This window comes from Nocardioides jishulii, from assembly GCF_006007965.1.
GTDB lineage: Bacteria > Actinomycetota > Actinomycetes > Propionibacteriales > Nocardioidaceae > Nocardioides > Nocardioides jishulii.
In genome coordinates, this window is the sequence record NZ_CP040748.1 from 1,990,168 (window position 1) to 2,007,483 (window position 17,316).

Here is a 17,316-nt window from a genome sequence, read left to right on the forward strand (position 1 = left end):
CTGCCCGTGAGGACCGAACACCCGGTCCCCGCACGTCACAGCCAGCAACGGCCCCCGACGTCATCGCGCCGCCCAAACTCCGCCGGCGCCCCGCACTCGTCGTGGCTGCGGTCATCGTCACCGCCCTCGGCTGCCTGATCGGGGCCTGGGCCTGGAGTGCCTCCACCGACACCCAGGAAGTCCTCGCTGCACGCGACACGATCCATCGGGGCGAGACCATCGAGGCCGGTGACCTTCAGAGAATCTGGATCAGCCGCGACCCCCTCCTGAGCCCGCTGCCTGCTTCGGCCTTCGACGACATCGTCGGCCAGAGGGCCGCGCTCGACATCTCTGAAGGCGGGTTGCTCACCGACGCATCGGCCAGTGACGAGGCGCTGCCCCCGCAGGGCCAGACCATTGTGGGAATCTCACTCACGCCCGCACAGGTGCCGGCGATGCCGCTGTACGGCGGCGACAAGGTGCGGATCATCACCACACCAGGAGTCGAAGGCACGCCGGCCCCGAGTACCCCTCAATTCACCGTCGCCGAAGTGGTCAGCACGGCCATCGATGAGACGACCGGCAACACCGTTGTCAACGTCGTGGTGCCGTACGCCGACGCCGGTGTTCTCGCTGCGCAGGCGGCGACGGGCAATGTCGCTCTGGTGCTCGACTCCGGAGCCGAGTGATGGCCATCATCTGTCTCACCTCTGCCGCGGGATCTCCTGGGGTGACCACGACGGCTGTGGGCCTGGCCCTCTGCTGGCCACGCCCGGTGCTCCTCGTCGAAGCCGACCCGACCGGCGGATCCGGGATCCTCGCAGGGTTCTTGAAGGGCACCACGCCGTACGACGTCGGACTCGTCGAGTTGGCGCTCTCACCGCTCGACACAGCAGACGCCCTGCGTGACGTCGTACGCCCGCTCAGCCCTAACGTGGGGCTCCTCGCGGGCACGCGTACGCACACCCAATCCACGGCGCTGCGCGACGTGTGGGCTCCCCTCGCCACGGCGCTGCAGGATCTGGAAGCGAGCGGGCAGGACGTCATTATCGATGCCGGCAGGCTCGGCCTCGTCGGTTCGCCGCAGCCGTTGCTGGACGCTGCGGACGTCACACTGCTGACCACTCGCACGGACCTTCCGTCGCTCTCGGCGGCGCGGTCGTGGGCGGAATCAGTGCGCGAACCCGCCACGGGGTGGCGACACCCCGGACTCCTCTTGATCGGCGCGGGCCAGCCCTACCGGGCCTCCGAGGTGTCCACGGCACTCGGCCTGCCCGTGGTGGCAGACCTGCCAGACGAACCCGCTGCTGCTGCGGTGTATCACCGCGGCGCCCCTCCCCCCAAGCAGTTCGAGTCTGGGCCCTACGTCCGGGCGCTCAAGGCTGCAGTGCAGGCGGCGCAGGCACAGGTGGCCCGCGGGCGTTTCACCGTGGCCAAGGAGGAATCGCGATGACCGGGACGTCGAGCGATCTCAACGGCTACGGGGACCTGACGCGCCTCCCCCTCTTCAACGAACCTCCCCGCAGCGCGCCGTCACCCACGGCCACGCTCGGTACGCCGGTTGCCGCTCTCCCAACGTCAGCCACCGACGTCGACTGGGCGTTGGTCTCCTCCTTGCGTGCTCGCGCGTCGGAGCAACTGAGCCAAACCGTCGCCTCGGATCGTGGCCGCCTCGACCGGGCCGCCCAGGAGGAACTCGGGCGATCCATCGTGCTGGACCTCATCGAGTCGGCGATGACCGACGACGTGGACTCCGGCCACGGCGCGTGGAGTCCCGCTCGGCAACTGGCGACCGCACAGGCTGTCTTCGACGCGCTCTTCCGGCTCGGACGCCTTCAACCCCTGGTGGACAACGACGATATCGAGAACATCGTCATCGTGGGTCACGACAAGGTCCTCTTGGAGTTGATCGATGGCCGGCTGGTCGACGGTCCGCCGGTGGCAGATTCGGATCAGGAGCTGATCGACTTCCTGGTCTTCCTCGCCTCCCGCAGCGAGGCCAATGCCCGGTCCTTCTCCGAGGCACAGCCGCGGCTCCACTTGCGGTTGGACGGCGGTTCTCGCCTCGCTGCTGCAGCGTGGGTGACACCACGTCCCTCGGTGGTGATCCGCCGACACCGACTCATGCAGGTCACCCTCGACGACCTCGTCGCTCGGGACATGCTCTCGCCCACAGCAGCCTCGTTCCTGCGGGCAGCCGTCCGGGCTCGTCATTCCATCGTGGTCTCCGGAGCCCAGGGAGCCGGCAAGACCACCTTGGTCCGGGCGCTGTGCGCCGAGATCGACGAAGGGGAGGCGATCGCCACGTTCGAGACCGAGTACGAACTCCACCTGCATGAACTCGACCGGCACAAGATCGTCCATGCCTGGGAGGCGCGGCCGGGATCAGGTGAGCGTGGTTCCGATGGCCGCCAGGCCGGCGAGTTCACCATCGACGAGGCGCTCGTCGACTCCTTCCGCTTCAATCTCTCGCGCCAGATCGTCGGCGAAGTCCGAGGCAAGGAGATCTGGGCCATGATCAAGGCCATGGAGTCCGGCACCGGCTCCATCTCGACCACGCATGCCGCCGACGGCGTCGCCGCTGTGCGCAAACTCGTCACCTGCGCGATGGAAGCCGGGCCACACGTCACCCAGGGGCTGGCCACCAGCAAGCTGGCCGCCACCGTCGACCTGATCGTCCAACTCAGCATGGTGACCACCACCGGATCGGGTGGCGCACAGCGCACCAGGCGGGTCGCGGAGATCATCGCGCTGGCCCCCGGCGAGCGGGAAGTGGGGTACGCGACCACCCACGTCTTCCGTGCGGACGCCTCGGGGGTGGCGGTTCCCGACGTACTCCCCGACGAGTACCGGACGCTGACCCGACACGGGTTCGACCTCGGGGCGTACCTCTCGACCCAACTGGGCGTGGTGCAGCCATGAACCTATTGACAGCCAGCCTTGCGGGCGGCCTGATCGCCGTCGGTGTCTTCGGTGTCATCGTCGGCTTGCGACCAACAGCTCAGCCACCTCGAGAGCGTCCCACCTTCAAGGGACACCGTCTGAAGTTCTCCTCGCGCACACGCACGCTGCTGGTGGTCGGTGTTGGACTGGGTGTCCTCGGTTGGATGCTGACCGGCTGGATCCTCGCGCTGGTCATCGGACCGGCTGCGACCATCGGGCTCCCGGCCCTGCTGGCTGCTCCCCCAGCAGCCACCCAGATCCACCGGCTCGAAGCCATGGAGGAATGGACGCGCTCGCTCGCGGGTGTGCTGACCGTCGGCATCGGTCTCGAGCAGGCGCTCGTGGCGACGTTGCGCTCCACGCCGGCGCCGATCAACGCCGAGGTTGGGCGGCTCGTGGCCCGACTTCGGGCGCGCTGGGACACCGAGACCGCACTGCGGGCCTTCGCCGACGAGCTCGACGACGCCACCGGGGACCTGATCGCCGCCAACCTGATCCTGGGCGCGCGGCGGCGCGGTGCGGGCCTCGCGAGCGTCCTCGAAGGGCTGGCGGAGTCCGTCGCCACCGACGTACGGGCCAGGCGTCAGGTGGAGGCCGATCGAGCCAAACCGCGAGCGACGGCGCGGTGGGTGACGCTGATCAGTGCCAGCGTCCTGGTCGTCCTTGCCCTGTCGGGAAGTTACGTCGAGCCCTACAGCAGCCCCGTGGGCCAGGTGATCCTCGTGGTCCTGCTTGCCGCGTACGTCGCCACCCTCGTCTGGATGCGACGGATGGCCACGGGCAAACCGTTGCCGCGCTTCCTCGAGGCTCAGTGCGACACGGCGGCAGCGCGATGATCAGCGGACTCCAACTCGCTGTCCTCGCCGGGGGCTTCCTCGGGTTGGGTCTGACGTTGGCCGTCGCCCGGCTTCTTCCCGTTGAACCGGATCTCGTCGATGCTCTGGACCGCGTCTCCTCGCCACGCCGACGCACGAGCGCCGGCGTCGCGTCCCTGCGTACGCGCAAGGAACGGCTCGGACTCTGGGGTCTGCGGGTGCTTCCTCCCGGACTTTGGGTGCGTACGCCGGTGCGCGAGTTGGCCCTGCTGCGGATCTCCGTGGCGCAGTTCTACGGCGAGAAACTGACCTTCGCGGGGCTAGGGCTTCTGATCCCGCCGGGGCTCATCGCCCTCTTCACCCAACTCGGCCTGGATGTCCCGCTCCCGATCCCGGCGCTGGCCTCCATCGGTCTCGCGGCCGTCATGTTCTTCATCCCGAACTACAACGCCCACGACGAGGCGCGGAAGGCTCGAGTCGAGTTCGCCCGGGCCCTGGGTGCTTACATCGATCTCGTGGCGCTCGAACGCCTCAACGGGATCGGGGTGCGGCAAGCGATGGAAGCAGCCGCCGAGGTCGGCGACTCGTGGGTCTTCACCCGCCTGTCCGAAGAGCTGACTCGATCCCGGTGGTCGGGACTGCCGCCCTGGGACGCCCTGCACACCTTGGCAACAGAGCTCGGACTCCCCGAGCTCGATGACTTCGCCGACATCATGCGCCTGTCCGGCGAGGAGGGAGCCAGCGTGTACGCCACCCTGCGCGCCCGCTCCTCGGCCATGCGGACCGCGATGCTCAACGACGAGATCGCTCAAGCGAACGCTGTGGGAGAGCGGATGACGATCCCCGGCTCGCTTCTCGGGGTCATCTTCATGGCATTGCTCGTCGCGCCCTCATTGCTTCGCATGGTCACCAGCTCGTGAAACCGATTCGACTCACCCAAGGAGGAACCCCATGTTGAGAGTTTTGATCCTGCTTCAGATAGCGCTCACCGGCCCCGGCCGTCTACTGGCTGCGCGCCGGGACGAGCGAGGTTCGGTGACCACCGAGCACGTTCTCTGGGCTGTCGCGGTGATCGCCATCGTCGGCATCGTCGTCGCGGCCGTCACGACCTATGTCCAAGCACAAGCCGGCAAGATCCAGTAGCCGGGCCCGCGGGCGCGGTGAGAAGGGTTCGGTTTCGATCGAACTCGTCATCCTCATGCCCGCACTCTTTGCGCTCATGTTCTTGGGCATGCAGGCGGCGCTGCACTACCAGGCGCGCACTGTCGCCATCGCCGCCGCACAACAGGGTGCTCGCGCGGTGGGGGCCGAGCATGGACGCGAGTCCGACGGCGTTCACGCGGCCGACGACTTCATCGTCGAGGCGGGCGGAGCAGACGTACTCACAGGCACGTCAACCAGCGCGAGCCGCACGGCAACACGGGCCACGGTGACCGTGACCGGCTTCAGCCTGAGCGTCATCCCGGGCTGGAAAGTCCGCATCACCCAGACGGCGAGCGTCCCCGTCGAACACCTCACGGCTCCCATCCCCCAGGGGTCCCCATGAAGCGACGCGATGAACGCGGATCCGCGGCGATCGAGGCAGCGATCGGCGTGCCGGCGTTCGCTCTCTTCGTCGGGCTGATCATCTTCGGTGGCCGGACGACAACCACGCACGAGGCATTGCAGTCCGCCGCCGCGGAGGGGGCCAGGTCCGCCTCACTCGCGCGTGACGCCCAGACCGCTCGGACCGTGGCCCGTGAAGCCGCCGCATCCAGCATCGCCAACCAGGAGATCGGGTGCTCCCACGTCGATGTCGACGTGGACACCTCCGACTTCGCCAAGCAACCGGGAGTGGCTGGCTCGGTCGAAGTCACGATTTCGTGTCGTCTCGACCTGTCAGATCTGGCTGTTCCGGGGGTCGGAGGATCACGGGTCATGAGCGCGACAATGTCCAGCCCGCTTGATAGGTGGAGGGAACGATGAGACGCGATGTCGATGAGCGTGGCTCGATCACGGTGTGGCTGGCGCTGTCCAGTTTCGTGATGATCTTCCTGGTCGGCCTGACCGTCGACCTCGGAGGCCAAGTTCATGCTCACGAACGCGCCCACGATCTGGCCGCGCAAGCCGCCCGCGCGGGCGGCGAGGAGGTCCAAGGCGCCGCGGCCATTCAGGGACGTGAGTTGGCCATCAGGCCAGCAGCGGCCCGCGCAGCAGCCGAGCGCTACCTCGAAGCAGCAGGCGTCAACGGGACCGTCGACATCCGCGACGGCGACACCATCACGGTCACGGTCCACGACACCTATGACGCGAAGTTCCTGGGTCTGATCGGCATCACCCGTCTCGACGTTACGGGCACGGCGTCGGCCCGACTCGTCCGCACGCTCGGAGGCAACCAGCGATGACCACCCTCAACTCCCGCCTGCGTGGGCTGGCGGCCACCCTCGCATTGGCCGCCTTCGTCGTCGGGGTTCCGAGCGTCCTCGTGGCCATCGACGCCATCCCCGACCTGGGGGCATTCTCGTGGTCACGACTGACGGCCCCCGATAACGGGACACTCCTGCTCGAGGTGCTCGCGATCGTCTGCTGGGTCGCGTGGGCGATCTTCACCTGCCAGCTCATCGCGTCGGTCTTCGCGCAGATACGTGGCCTGCGCTCACCTCGACTGCCTGGTCTGGCCATGCCCCAGCTCGCGGCCGATCGTCTCGTCGCGGTCGCCGCACTGTTGTTCATCGCAGCCCCGTCGGCAGTCGCGTTGGTTCCAGAGTCGAAGGCGGCGGCGGTCGTGGCAGCGACACCGTTGCCCGCTGGCGAGAGCGCCGTCGTGGCCGCCCCGGCGGCCGCCCCTGTCTCGGCAGCAGCTGCCGACCACGTGCCCCAAGCCAAGGTCGAGCACTACACGGTCAAGCGGGGAGACAGCCTGTGGCGGATCGCCGAGGAGCGTCTGGGAGATGGCGCGCGGTATGTCGAGCTGGTCGAACTCAACCGGGCCATCCTCAACGGGCGTCCCGACTTCCTGCTCCCCGGCACGGTCCTCAACGTCCCGAAGGTCGAGGCGTCATCCTCAGATGCGTACGTCGTGCAACCCGGCGACACCCTGTCCGAGATCGCGCAGGAGGAACTCGGGAAGGCCGACGCCTATCCCGCCATCGTCGAGGCCTCGCACGACACGATCCAGGACGACGGGGCCCACCTCACGGACCCCGACCACATTCGCCCGGGCTGGAAACTGACGATTCCCCAGCAGGCGTCACCGCCCGAGCGCAAGGCCCCACAGGACGTGGAACGACCCCCGCCACACGAGCAAGCACCGCCAACGCCAGCTGACCCCGAGCCGCCGGCCCCCACCGCAACGGTCGCCCCGTCCGCGCCCACCGACGAGTCCACCGCCGAGCACATCGACGACCCCGATGGCACCGTCATCCCGGGCTGGCTCCTGCCAGGGCTCGCCGGCGCCGGGTCGATCTTCGGTGCCGGGCTGTGGCTCGTCCTGCGAGCCCAGCGACGTACCCAACTGCGTCACCGTCGCCCCGGGCGGATCTTCCATGCGCCGCCGCCCAGCCTGTTGCCGGCTGAGAAGACCGCTCACGCCGCCGCGTCGGTCATCGCTCCACGGATCGAAGCCCTCGACGCTGCGCTCCGCGGTCTGATGCCGCTGCCTCGCATCGTCACCGTGACCATGAACAGCCACGCGATCTCGGTGACCCTCGCCGCACCGACCGACCTGCCTCGTCCCTGGGCAGGTTCCGGCAAACAGTGGCGGCTCGCGATGGATGAGGTCCCCGAGCGCCCCGAGGATTCCTTCCCTCCCTACCCGCTCCTGGTGAGCATCGGACAGGACACCGACGGCGCCTTCGTGTTCCTCAACCTCGAGGAACTGCGCACCGTGACGGTCACCGGAGACGAGGACCGGAAGGCTGCGTTCGCACGTCACCTCGCCGCAGAACTGGCCGTCAATCCGTGGTCGATTGCCACACGAGTCGAACTGCTCGGGGTCGGAGCCGATCTCTCGCTCTTCAACCTTGGACGTGTCCGCACGCACCCCGAAGAGGACACCGACTTCATCGCCGAGTTGGCCCACACCCTGTCCACCATCACGGAGCGATCCGACCCTGACGACTTCCACGCGGTGATCATCGCTACTGCCAACCGCCCGCTCTCTGATCTGGACGAGCTCGCGACAGTGATCAACGGGATCCCGGGGCGTTCCTCGGCTGCCCTGGTAGACATCGAAAGCGAGGGCCGAGCCTCCGGCACGCACGTTCATCTGACTGCAGGAGGTCGCCTCCAGGTCGAGTCACTCGGCGTCGATGTCACCGCAGCTGGACTGAGCGAGGAGGAAGCCCGAGCCTGTGCGTTGCTTCTCGACCTCACCCTGGCCCAGGAGGTCGTGCCGGTTCCCCTGGATGACGCCGAAGACACCGTTTCAGACCTCGGCGGAGCGCTGGCACCGCACTTGACCGAACCCCGACCCGAAGGGCCGGCCGGTAGCGAGTCCCTGCTGCCACTCGATGCCCACGTCTACACCGATGAGGCTGCCACGACCGTCGAAGACGTCGAGACGCTCGCGCCCAAGGTATCGCCCGAGGCCAAGGAGGCCGTCCAGGCGGCGGACCCAATGCTGGACGACGATCTCGCGCGCTGGGAAGCACCCGGCCTGGTCGCTTCGAAGTTGACGCTGCTCGGGCCCGTGGGTGCCCGAACGACCGGCGATACCAAGGCCACCGCTCACCGCCGACCGTTCTACGTCGAACTCCTGGCCTACCTCGGGCTCCACCCGCACGGAGTCTCCGCCAGGAGCATCGCGGAGGCGTTCGCGATCCGTCCCGAGCGCGTACGAGTCGACATCAGCCAACTCCGTCGGTGGCTCGGAACAGACCCACAAACCGGAAGGCCCTACCTCCCCAATGCGGAGGTCAGCCACGACCCCGACTCCCCCGCCCTCTACAAGCTCGACGGAGTTCTCTGTGACCTCGACCTGTTCCGTCGCCTTCGCACGCGCGGCCAGAGCCGAGGGGCTGACGGCATCGAAGACCTCGTGACCGCCCTGGGGCTAGTCAGTGGGGAGCCCTTCACCGAGCTCCGCAAGGAACACTGGAATTGGCTCCTCGAAGGCGATCGGTGGGACCACGTCATGACCAGCGCCATCGTCGACGTCGGCCACATCGTCACGGCGCATGCGCTCGCTACCGACGACCACGACCTAGCCTTGTGGGCCGCCCAAGTGGCGTACGCCGCCGCGCCATACGACGAGATCGCCCAACTCGACATGGTCCAAGCAGAGAAGGCCGCTGGCGACGACGAGAGAGCCGACCGTGACCTCAATGACAAGGTCTTCAACCGCCGCGACGACGAGTTGCCGCCGATCGACCTACCTGAACGCACCGGCCAGGTTGTCGCCGAGAAGAACTGGGCATCTCGAGGGCCACGTCCCCGCCGGACTGGGTGACGCCCCGGGCGCGATGGCAGATCCCTGATCGCCGCAGAAGTCTCAGCTTCCGGTGTAACCGGCCGCTGGCGTCCCTTCAGTTATCCGAGGGGTTGAGGCGTCCCTCGAAGGTGATGACGAAGGCGTTGAGCGCTGCCTTTCACCGGATGACCCAACGTGCCCGACCGCTGCCGGTCGGGTCGAGTGATCGTGTCACCAAGAACAGGCACTTCAATGCAGCTTGGTCGTTGGGGAAGTGTCGCGTGCGCGCACCGCACGCCGGTAGCGGGCGTTCAGCGACTCGATCGCGTTGGTGGTGCAGATGATCTTGCGGATCTCAACGTCGACGTCCAGACGGGGTTAACTCGCCCCAGGCGTTGCGCCACAACTTCACGCGGCTGGACAGACAGAGCTCAACTTCTCCTCGAAGTCATCAAGCCTCGCTGCGTGCTCGACGCGCAGCGGGTCAGGACTCGACGAACCAGTCGTAGGAGCGCGGCGCCAGCCGGCCCTTATCGGGGTCGTAGTCGAAGACGGAGAACTCCCCTGCGTCGCGGTCGATCTCGCCGTCGGCAGTGAAGGCCATGTTGGCCCACACCCCCATGACGACCTGGCCTCGGTGCGTGCGCGCCCAGTCGACTTCGGCGCGGGTGACGATGACCGGGGCGCCGTCGGTCGTGGTGCCCTTGGCCTCCAGGTAGTAGGTCTCTTGGTCGCGGGTCGCGAGCGCGTCGAAGTGCTCCTTGAACCGGACGTCTTCGACCGTAAAGCCCTGGGCGCGGAAGTGCTCCTCCAGTCGTGTCTGGGCAGCGTCCTCGATCTTCTTGCGCCGCACCGGGTCCATCTGGTGGCCCTGCCCACCGCGCGCAGCACGCGGCTCGCCTCGCAGAGTTGCCCCTGCCCTCTTGTCGCCGACGTGGAGCATCCACGCGTGGGCGAGTGCCTCTGCTTCGGCGGGTTCGAGCCCTGCGCCTCCGCCCATCGGCGCCCAGTCGTTGACGGCGCCGGACACCAGGGTCCGCAAGTCTTCGCGCGTCAGGCGCTCGTCGAGCGGCACTACGAAGTCCCAGTCCAGGTCGACGTACTGAGTGGTGCCGCCGTGCGCGGGGTCCCAGTGGGGTGCGGCGTACGGCGTTGAGGCGACCCAGCCTGAGGCGACGATGCCTGCCTCGTCGCCGGTGCGCAGCAGGTACATCCGGTCGCCGACGTCGATTCCTTTCGTGCGACGTCCGACCGACCAGCGGTCGCGCACGATGTTGTCGCCGCCCTGGGTCGCTTCGATGGCCTCCTCGAATGTGGGGGCCCCGGTGAAGCCTCCGCCCTTGGGGCTCCAGGTGGCGATGACGGCAGGCCGTCCTGGCCGCGGGAGGCGGACGTCCGGCGGGGAGGCGGCCAGCGGGATGGCGTCGACCTCGGGCATGTCCTCGACGTAGGCGACCGGCTGGCGGCGCCGCGGCATCGCCCGGCCGTGCAGAGCACGGTGAGCAGCGTGGTCGCTGGGCAGCACGTACCCCTTCAGGGCCCACTTCGCGACCTTGTCGGACTTGACTGACTCTCGTCCGGTGATGGCGGCGACCAGGACGACGCGTCCTTCGTAGGAGAGGGTTGCGTAGCGCTGCTCCAGCGCACGTTTACCGATCGCCCAGTCCCCTCGGTTGACCTCCCACAGCGTTTCGAGGTCGACGCCAGGGTCCCAGCCGTACCAGGTCCGGTTGCGTGACAAGCCGTCGCTAGGAGCAATGTCGACTCGGTCGGAGAGGGTGAAGTTCAAGACCACCTGCACAGCATGGCTGATGGCGGTGGAGGTCAAGAGGTTGGGACAGCGAGTGCGGCCCTGCCCCTAAGTGTGAACGGCGTGGCTGAGACGACGGTCAAGACGCCCTCCCCGCGGGCATGCTCGCTGCGCTCGCTTACGGGGAGCCCGGGCGGCGGGGCACGATCTGGCGCCTGTTCAGCAACAAGGACGTCTCAGAGGTCTACATCGCGAGTCGGGCCACCGGGGGCGAGGTAAAGGTGAGTCTCCACGAGTCGGGTGACTGGCGACTCCAGGTCGTCGACCCTGACCGCCCCACGACGGTCCACTTTTGCCGATCACGACCCCGCACAGGGCCGCGTCCTCGCGCAGTCTCGGGGCAGCGTCGTACGCCGATCCGCTCCCCGGGCCGCCCCGGAGAGCCGTGCAGCATGAGCAAGGTGTTCACCCCGACGCGCATGTGCGCAACCTCGCAGGGCGACGAAACCGCCGCGCAGTCGCGTCCTCGACAGGTAGTCTCCCCCGACTGGCCCAGAACGCCCGGCTGCCATGAAGGAGCATCACGTGGGTCGCCACTACCGCAGCGGGCACTACCGCCGTGGCCCAAGCGGCCGCTACCACTACGTGCGACCTCACAGCGTTGACCGGTCCAGTGGCTGGGGCTTCTTCTCGTCCGCGCCGCCTCCTCGCGTCCCCCGCACGCCGAATCCGTCGGCACCAAAGCCACCCAAGCCCAAGGACTCGCGGTTCGCGTGGGTTCATCCGATGCCCTCGACGCCGAACGCCATCTGCCCCGTGTGCGGCGCGGCCGTCTTCTTCTGGAAGAACTCCCACGGCTCGAAGGTCTGGTTCGACGCACTCGGTGCGCCTTGGCCCAAGCACCCATGCCTCGACCTCGACCAGGTCCCGTTGTGGCGACGCAACGGCGTACATTCCGCGCGCGTCGCCGCAGAATATCCACTCCCCGCCGCACGCCGGATACTCGACCCCGGACCGGAGACCAGCAGTTGTGGCTGCTTTATCCTCATGGTGATCGCGTTCTACATTCCCTTCGCCGTGTTTATCCAGGTATTCCCCGACGTGAACACCGGCCCCCCGTTGGTCGTCCTGCTCGTCGTGGCTCTCGCCCTGGCCATCCTCGCCACTCGATCCACCAAGGGCGGTGTGCTCACCACGACTCCGCAGGCTGAAGCCGCGTTGAAGATGACGCGGAAGCCCGACGCGACCGGATCGTGATTCAGGAACCGCCAACGGTGACCGGTCCCGGCGACTCTGCCCCCCGATCTGGTGGACTTCTCGGTCTCGGAGGGTCTGTTTCGACCCGTCTATAGGGGGTCAATTTCACGCGCCGCCGACAGAGAATCCGAGAGGATGGACCTACGAGGTGCCCCGTCACGGACGAGCGTCACAACCCTGAACCCGCCGCGCCAGTAAAACCGAAAGTTCGATAAGGAACGCTCCTGACCTGCACGAACACAGCGTTCCCCCTCGGCGTTCCCCCTACATATTGCCGGATTCCGGTAACGCATCCGCTGCACTCTCGAGGGCATGAACGACCGCCCGACACCAGCCTCCGTCTGGAGCGTCTCGACGATGCAACGCGTTGCCGCCGAGCCGACCCTGGCGAGCGCGGCTCTGCGGTACGCGACCCTCGGGGTCCCGGTCTTCCCCTGCGTCCCGGGCGCCAAGCAACCGCTGACCTCGAACGGGTTCCACGACGCCACGGCGTCGCCCCAGACCGTCCAGACCTGGTGGCAGCGCACACCTGAGGCGAACATCGGCCTACCCACGGGCGCGAACACGGGTGTCCTCGTCGTCGACATCGACGTCCACCCCAGCGGCAATGGGTTCGCCGTCTTCGAACGCGCTCGCAGTCAAGGGCTCGCCGACGACTGGGGCTGGCTGGTTCGTACGCCGTCGGGAGGGCTCCACGCGTACTACCCGGCCAACGGCCTGGAGCAGCGTTCCTGGCAAGTCCCGTCGGCCCACATCGACTTCCGAGGCGACGGCGGCTACGTCATCGCTCCCCCGTCACGCATCGTCGTCGACGGTGCCCCCACGCCGTACGAGGTCATCGCGGTCACGACCGGCGAGGCAAGGTCCGTTGACGCGCTCGCGTTGCGCCGCTTCCTCGAGCCGCCGCGTCCAACTCCCGCCACCCCGTCCCCAGGCCTGGACACCACGCGATGCCGCCCCGAAGCACTGGCCCGCACGGTGGCCGTGACGACGGAGGGTGGCCGCAACCGCGCACTCTTCTGGGCGTCGTGCCGGATGGCCGAAAACGGCCAGAGCCACGCGACCACTGTCAGCTACCTGCTGCCGGCCGCCCGACATGCCGGCCTTACCGATCGTGAGATCGAGTCCACCATCGACTCCGCGTTTCGCACTGCATCCCGCCACGTTCCCGGGAGCGGCCCGGGCCCTACCCAGCGAAGTGAGGCGATCCAACTGTGAACACGCACGACGAATACCGCCGACACGGCTACCACGCTCCTGTGCCGACCCGTCCACCTCGGGGCACGGAGACAGCCGCCAGCGAACTCGCTCGACACCGCGACCCCTCACTCCCATCGGGTGCCGGGCAGCCGATGCGTCCGGGGAAGAGGGTCGCCTGGGTCCGGCCCACCGAACTCACGACGTACCTCGCTCCGCTGGTCGGTCGCGGGATCGATCTCCACACCGAGCTCACTCGGCGCGCACGCAGTGGCCCCGCCACGGCTACCCGCGCGCTCCAAGGACAGGGCTCGGGCTCCCCCTCCCTCGTCCCACAACTCAACCGCACGGAAGGACCGTCGTTATGAGTCATTCGTTCGAGACCTCCACCGGACTCCGCCGTCTTCTCGTACGGCTCCGAGTGTCGGGGGCACGCGCCTGGGAGCACGACCCCGAGGCTCACGACCTGATGCTGTACGCGGCCCGCAAGTACGAGGCGCTCGCGGTCAAACACCACTGCGACCCGGTCGCGGGCGCTACCGCCGCTTTCGAGGCAATGCGTACCTATGCCGCCCGCACCGCCCAGGATCCGTGGGCCGTGGTCACCACGGCCGTCAAGCTCACGCTCACCGCCGAGGAGCGTGCCAACGGCCTCCTCTGCTCTGTCGACCAGGCCCGGCGGCCGGAGTTCTCCCAACACCACGACGTACGCCGGTTCAGCGACACCGAAGCTGACCTGCCCAACTTTCTCCCCGCCCTGACCGTCGAACCCTTCAACGCAGAGGCGCCGGCCCCCACCGGTGCCTACCAGGCCCTCGACGCGACGATCGACCTGTTCACCGCCCTCGGGTGGCCGCGGGATACCGCGACCTGCGCGCTCGACTACATCTCCGCACGGCTCGTGGAGGCCGGCTGCCGTCCACGAACCCACGCGGCGCTGCGTCGCGATCACACCGCGCGAGCTCTCCTCGACATTGATCAAGACGCGTGGTCCACGGTGCTCCGCATCGTGCTGGGCAATCCCAACCCCGACGAGGCATGTACATCAGACGGTCACGGGATCCTGCTGCGCCTGCTCATCGGACATCCGGTCACCGAGATGTTGGACGACGACCTCATGGTGGTCGAGATCAGCGAAGCTGCACCGCGTCCGAGGAGTCGGAGCCATGCCTGACACCCGCGGCCACATCGAACTCGACCGGGCGATCGACTCCATCACCGTCGGCGTACGGCACCGCAAGGATCCCGGCGACCTCGCCACGCTGAGGGACTCCATCGAACGCCTGGGGCTGCTGCAACCCGTCACCGTCACCCCCGATGGCGTGCTTGTCTGCGGGTGGCGGCGTCTGGAGGCCGTACGCGGGCTCGGCTGGCGGTCGATGAAGGTGTGGGTGCGCTCGGGGATCTCGGACAAGCTCGAGGCACTGCTCGCGCAGCAGGACGAGAACCAGCTCCACAAGCCGCTCAACGAGATCGAGAAGGCCGCGCTCTACCGCGAACTCAAGGCGCTGCGGGCCGAAGAAGCCGAGCGGCGGATGCGTGCTTCCCAGTTCGGTGCCGCGGCCAACGCTGGAGACCACGGGGCCGCACCGGGTGCGGAGCCGGGAGAGCGCGGCGACGCACGCGCACAGGCAGCGATGGCGATCACCGGCCAGGCCTCGTACAACACCCACGAACGCGTCTGCGCACTCATGGACTGGGCCACCCGCAAGGTCACGCCACCCGAGGTCCGAGCCATGGCCAACGATGCACTACGCAGGATCGAGGCGGGCGAGCCCGTCAAGCCCCTCTACGCGGAGGTGAAGGCGACGTGCGATCGCATTGAGCAGTCGCCCCCGCTCGGCGAAACAGACCTGGCCCGCCAAGCCCGCGAAGCTAAGGCGCGCGCGGAGCGCGAGAACAAGGAGAAGGGGCGGGCAGGCCTCAAGCGCAACCAGGGCTCGGGTAGCCACTTCCGCAGCGTCCGCTCCTTCAACCTGACCTGGGCCGAGTTGGACGGCTGGACCGAGATGTATGACGTCGACGCGCTCGCCGCTCAACTGAGCCGCAGCGACTGCGAACGGTTCGACCGCGTCGTCACCGCCACGATCGCCTTCCGCGATCAACTCGTCTCCGCACGGCGCCACGCCTCGGCGACCTGAGCGGGCGTTCCTAGCCAGCGTTCCTGACTCGATCATGGGAGTCGCCATGTCCCACTTGACCGGTCGTCAGATCATGCTCCTGCTCGGTTGTGCGCTGGCGGTCATCACCCTCGCGGTCGGCGTGTACGGGCTCCTCCGAGGTCCCGGTGGACAGGCTCCCGACACACCGGCGCCGACTCCGACGTACGCAGGCGCCAGCGCAGATCAGTCCGAGGCGACGTCTCCCGTCACCGCGCCCGAGGAACTGTCGCTCCCCCACACCACCGACCCGATCACCTACGCCCGGGCAGTCGCTGTCGCGCTCTTCGACTGGGACACGAGCACAGGCTTCCTGCCGACCGACTACACGGCTTCGGTGTTGGCCGATGCTGATCCGTCCGGCCAGGAGACGCCCGGGTTGCTCACCGACGTCGCGACCTATCTGCCGAGCGTCGACCAGTGGCTGGCCCTGGGAGCGATGGAGGTTGAGCAGCGCATCGACATCGACGCCGCCGACGTGCCGGACTCTTGGGCTGCAGCCGTCGCCCAGTCGAACGGTCAACTGCGTCCAGGCACGATGGCGGTGACCATCACGGGCACCCGTCACCGCAGCGGCGTGTGGAACGGCGAACCGGCCGAGGTGGTACACCCGATCTCCTTCACGGTCTTCGTTGGCTGCCCGCCGTCCTTCGAGCGCTGCCACGTCTTGCGGCTCTCCCAACTCAACATGCCACTGCGGTGAGCGAACCATGGGAGTGAAGGCCATTGCTGCGGCTGCCGCGGTCGCGCTCCTCGCGCCCGGGGCCTCGGCTTTGGGGGTCGCGGTGCTCGTCGTCCCGGGTGCTGCAGGCTCCGGCACCTGCCTCTGGGATGAGCAGGCCGCGAGCAGCGTCGGGGTCACCGGCACAGTGCCGGGCAGCTTGAGCACGACCAACGCCCACGGCGAGACCGTCACCCTCACTCAGCAGCAGCTCACTCGGGCAGCGACGGTCATCGCCGTCGGCAAGAACGAGGAGATCCCAGCCCGCGGGCAACTCATCGGAATCATGACCGCGCTCACCGAGTCCTCCCTCAGGGTGCTGTCGAACACGACCGCCTACCCCCAGTCAGGCAACATCCCGAACGACGGCGATGGCAGCGACCACGACTCCGTCGGCCTGTTTCAGCAGCGGCCCGCCGCAGGCTGGGGCACCGTCGAGGACCTGATGGATCCGGTGTGGTCATCCCGCGCGTTCTACGGCGGAGCGACGGGGCCGAACGGTGGCTCACCTCGCGGCCTCCTCGACATTGAGGGCTGGCAGGCGATGGAACCTGGTGCAGCAGCGCAGGCGGTGCAGGTCTCCGCGTTCCCGCATCGGTACGCCGTCAACCAACCGGTCGCGGAGAAGGTCCTCAGCACACTCAGCGGCGCCTCCCTCAGCAGCAGTCTGGAGTGCGCACAGCCTGCCGACGACCCGCCGACCGATCTCCAACCGGGGTTCCCGGGCGCACTGATCGCTGCAGCCGCATCACAGCTGGGCAAGCCGTACGTGTGGGGTGGCGGCAACTTCGACGGCCCCACCGGTGGTGGCTTCGACTGCTCCGGCCTCGTGCTCTACGCCGCCTACCAAGCCTCGGACGGAAAGATCCGACTCCCCCACTACACGGGCTACCAGATCGAGCTCGGTCAAGGCATCAGTTGGGACGACAAGGCCCCCGGTGACCTCATCTTCTTTGGCTACCCCGGCGCCGGTGGTCCTCACCACGTCGCGATCTACATCGGCGGCGACAAGATCCTTCATGCGCCGCGGACCGGCGACGTCGTCCGCTACGGGACGGTTGGCGAGTTCGCGGGCGAGGTTATGACGGTGCGACGGCTGGGGTGAT

General features: G+C 68.0%; 16 protein-coding genes and 1 pseudogene. 15 read left to right on the forward strand and 2 right to left on the reverse strand.

All coding sequences use genetic code 11. The features are described 5' to 3' along the window. Positions 1 to 101: 101 nt before the first annotated feature. From FCL41_RS09345 to FCL41_RS09390, 9 genes are all read left to right on the forward strand, one after another. Positions 102 to 668 (forward strand): SAF domain-containing protein, encoded by a 567-nt coding sequence (locus tag FCL41_RS09345; protein WP_239021597.1) that lies wholly within the window; start codon positions 102 to 104, stop codon positions 666 to 668. A 41-nt stretch (positions 669 to 709) separates the two neighbouring features. Continuing rightward, positions 710 to 1,432, forward strand: a complete 723-nt coding sequence (locus FCL41_RS09350; RefSeq protein WP_239021598.1) for a CpaE/TadZ family protein — start codon at positions 710 to 712, stop codon at positions 1,430 to 1,432. Beyond that, positions 1,429 to 2,901 carry a TadA family conjugal transfer-associated ATPase gene (locus FCL41_RS09355; RefSeq protein ID WP_137065784.1) on the forward strand — a complete coding sequence of 491 codons (1,473 nt, stop codon included), beginning with the start codon at positions 1,429 to 1,431 and terminating at the stop codon, positions 2,899 to 2,901. Before FCL41_RS09350 ends, FCL41_RS09355 begins: the two co-directional genes overlap by 4 nt. Then, a complete protein-coding gene (locus tag FCL41_RS09360; RefSeq protein ID WP_137065785.1) occupies positions 2,898 to 3,758 on the forward strand; it encodes a type II secretion system F family protein in 861 nt (286 codons plus the stop codon). Before FCL41_RS09355 ends, FCL41_RS09360 begins: the two co-directional genes overlap by 4 nt. Further along, entirely contained in the window at positions 3,755 to 4,657 is a 903-nt protein-coding gene (locus FCL41_RS09365; protein ID WP_137065786.1) for a type II secretion system F family protein, read from the forward strand. The genes FCL41_RS09360 and FCL41_RS09365 overlap by 4 nt, the downstream gene beginning before the upstream one ends. 191 nt (positions 4,658 to 4,848) lie before the next feature. Next, positions 4,849 to 5,283 (forward strand): TadE family protein, encoded by a 435-nt coding sequence (locus FCL41_RS09375; RefSeq protein WP_137065788.1) that lies wholly within the window; start codon positions 4,849 to 4,851, stop codon positions 5,281 to 5,283. Further along, complete coding sequence (locus FCL41_RS09380; protein WP_137065789.1) at positions 5,280 to 5,702, forward strand: TadE/TadG family type IV pilus assembly protein; 423 nt, start codon at positions 5,280 to 5,282, stop codon at positions 5,700 to 5,702. Before FCL41_RS09375 ends, FCL41_RS09380 begins: the two co-directional genes overlap by 4 nt. After that, a complete protein-coding gene (locus FCL41_RS09385; protein ID WP_137066064.1) occupies positions 5,699 to 6,121 on the forward strand; it encodes a TadE/TadG family type IV pilus assembly protein in 423 nt (140 codons plus the stop codon). The genes FCL41_RS09380 and FCL41_RS09385 overlap by 4 nt, the downstream gene beginning before the upstream one ends. Then, positions 6,118 to 9,165: a LysM peptidoglycan-binding domain-containing protein gene (locus FCL41_RS09390; RefSeq protein WP_137065790.1), complete on the forward strand. Its 3,048-nt coding sequence runs from the start codon at positions 6,118 to 6,120 to the stop codon at positions 9,163 to 9,165. Before FCL41_RS09385 ends, FCL41_RS09390 begins: the two co-directional genes overlap by 4 nt. 76 nt (positions 9,166 to 9,241) lie before the next feature. Here FCL41_RS09390 and FCL41_RS09395 read toward each other — a convergent pair. Further along, positions 9,242 to 9,535: pseudogene (locus FCL41_RS09395) on the reverse strand (transposase); the annotation flags it as partial. 75 nt (positions 9,536 to 9,610) lie between these two features. Beyond that, complete coding sequence (locus FCL41_RS09400) at positions 9,611 to 10,867, reverse strand: protein NO VEIN domain-containing protein (RefSeq protein WP_138868059.1); 1,257 nt, start codon at positions 10,865 to 10,867, stop codon at positions 9,611 to 9,613. Positions 10,868 to 11,662: 795 nt separating this feature from the next. Between FCL41_RS09400 and FCL41_RS09405 the strand changes: the two genes are divergently transcribed. From FCL41_RS09405 to FCL41_RS09430, 6 genes are all read left to right on the forward strand, one after another. Beyond that, positions 11,663 to 12,133, forward strand: coding sequence for a hypothetical protein (locus tag FCL41_RS09405; protein ID WP_137065792.1), 471 nt, complete (start codon positions 11,663 to 11,665; stop codon positions 12,131 to 12,133). A 312-nt stretch (positions 12,134 to 12,445) separates the two neighbouring features. Beyond that, the gene (locus tag FCL41_RS09410; protein ID WP_137065793.1) at positions 12,446 to 13,351 is read left to right on the forward strand and encodes a bifunctional DNA primase/polymerase; all 906 of its coding nucleotides are present in this window, start codon (positions 12,446 to 12,448) and stop codon (positions 13,349 to 13,351) included. Between the two features lie 343 nt (positions 13,352 to 13,694). Beyond that, a complete protein-coding gene (locus tag FCL41_RS09415) occupies positions 13,695 to 14,504 on the forward strand; it encodes a hypothetical protein (protein ID WP_137065794.1) in 810 nt (269 codons plus the stop codon). Beyond that, positions 14,497 to 15,471: a ParB N-terminal domain-containing protein gene (locus FCL41_RS09420; protein ID WP_137065795.1), complete on the forward strand. Its 975-nt coding sequence runs from the start codon at positions 14,497 to 14,499 to the stop codon at positions 15,469 to 15,471. The genes FCL41_RS09415 and FCL41_RS09420 overlap by 8 nt, the downstream gene beginning before the upstream one ends. 46 nt (positions 15,472 to 15,517) lie before the next feature. Beyond that, entirely contained in the window at positions 15,518 to 16,192 is a 675-nt protein-coding gene (locus FCL41_RS09425) for a hypothetical protein (RefSeq protein WP_137065796.1), read from the forward strand. Positions 16,193 to 16,199: 7 nt separating this feature from the next. After that, positions 16,200 to 17,315: a C40 family peptidase gene (locus tag FCL41_RS09430; RefSeq protein WP_137065797.1), complete on the forward strand. Its 1,116-nt coding sequence runs from the start codon at positions 16,200 to 16,202 to the stop codon at positions 17,313 to 17,315. Position 17,316: the final 1 nt, after the last annotated feature.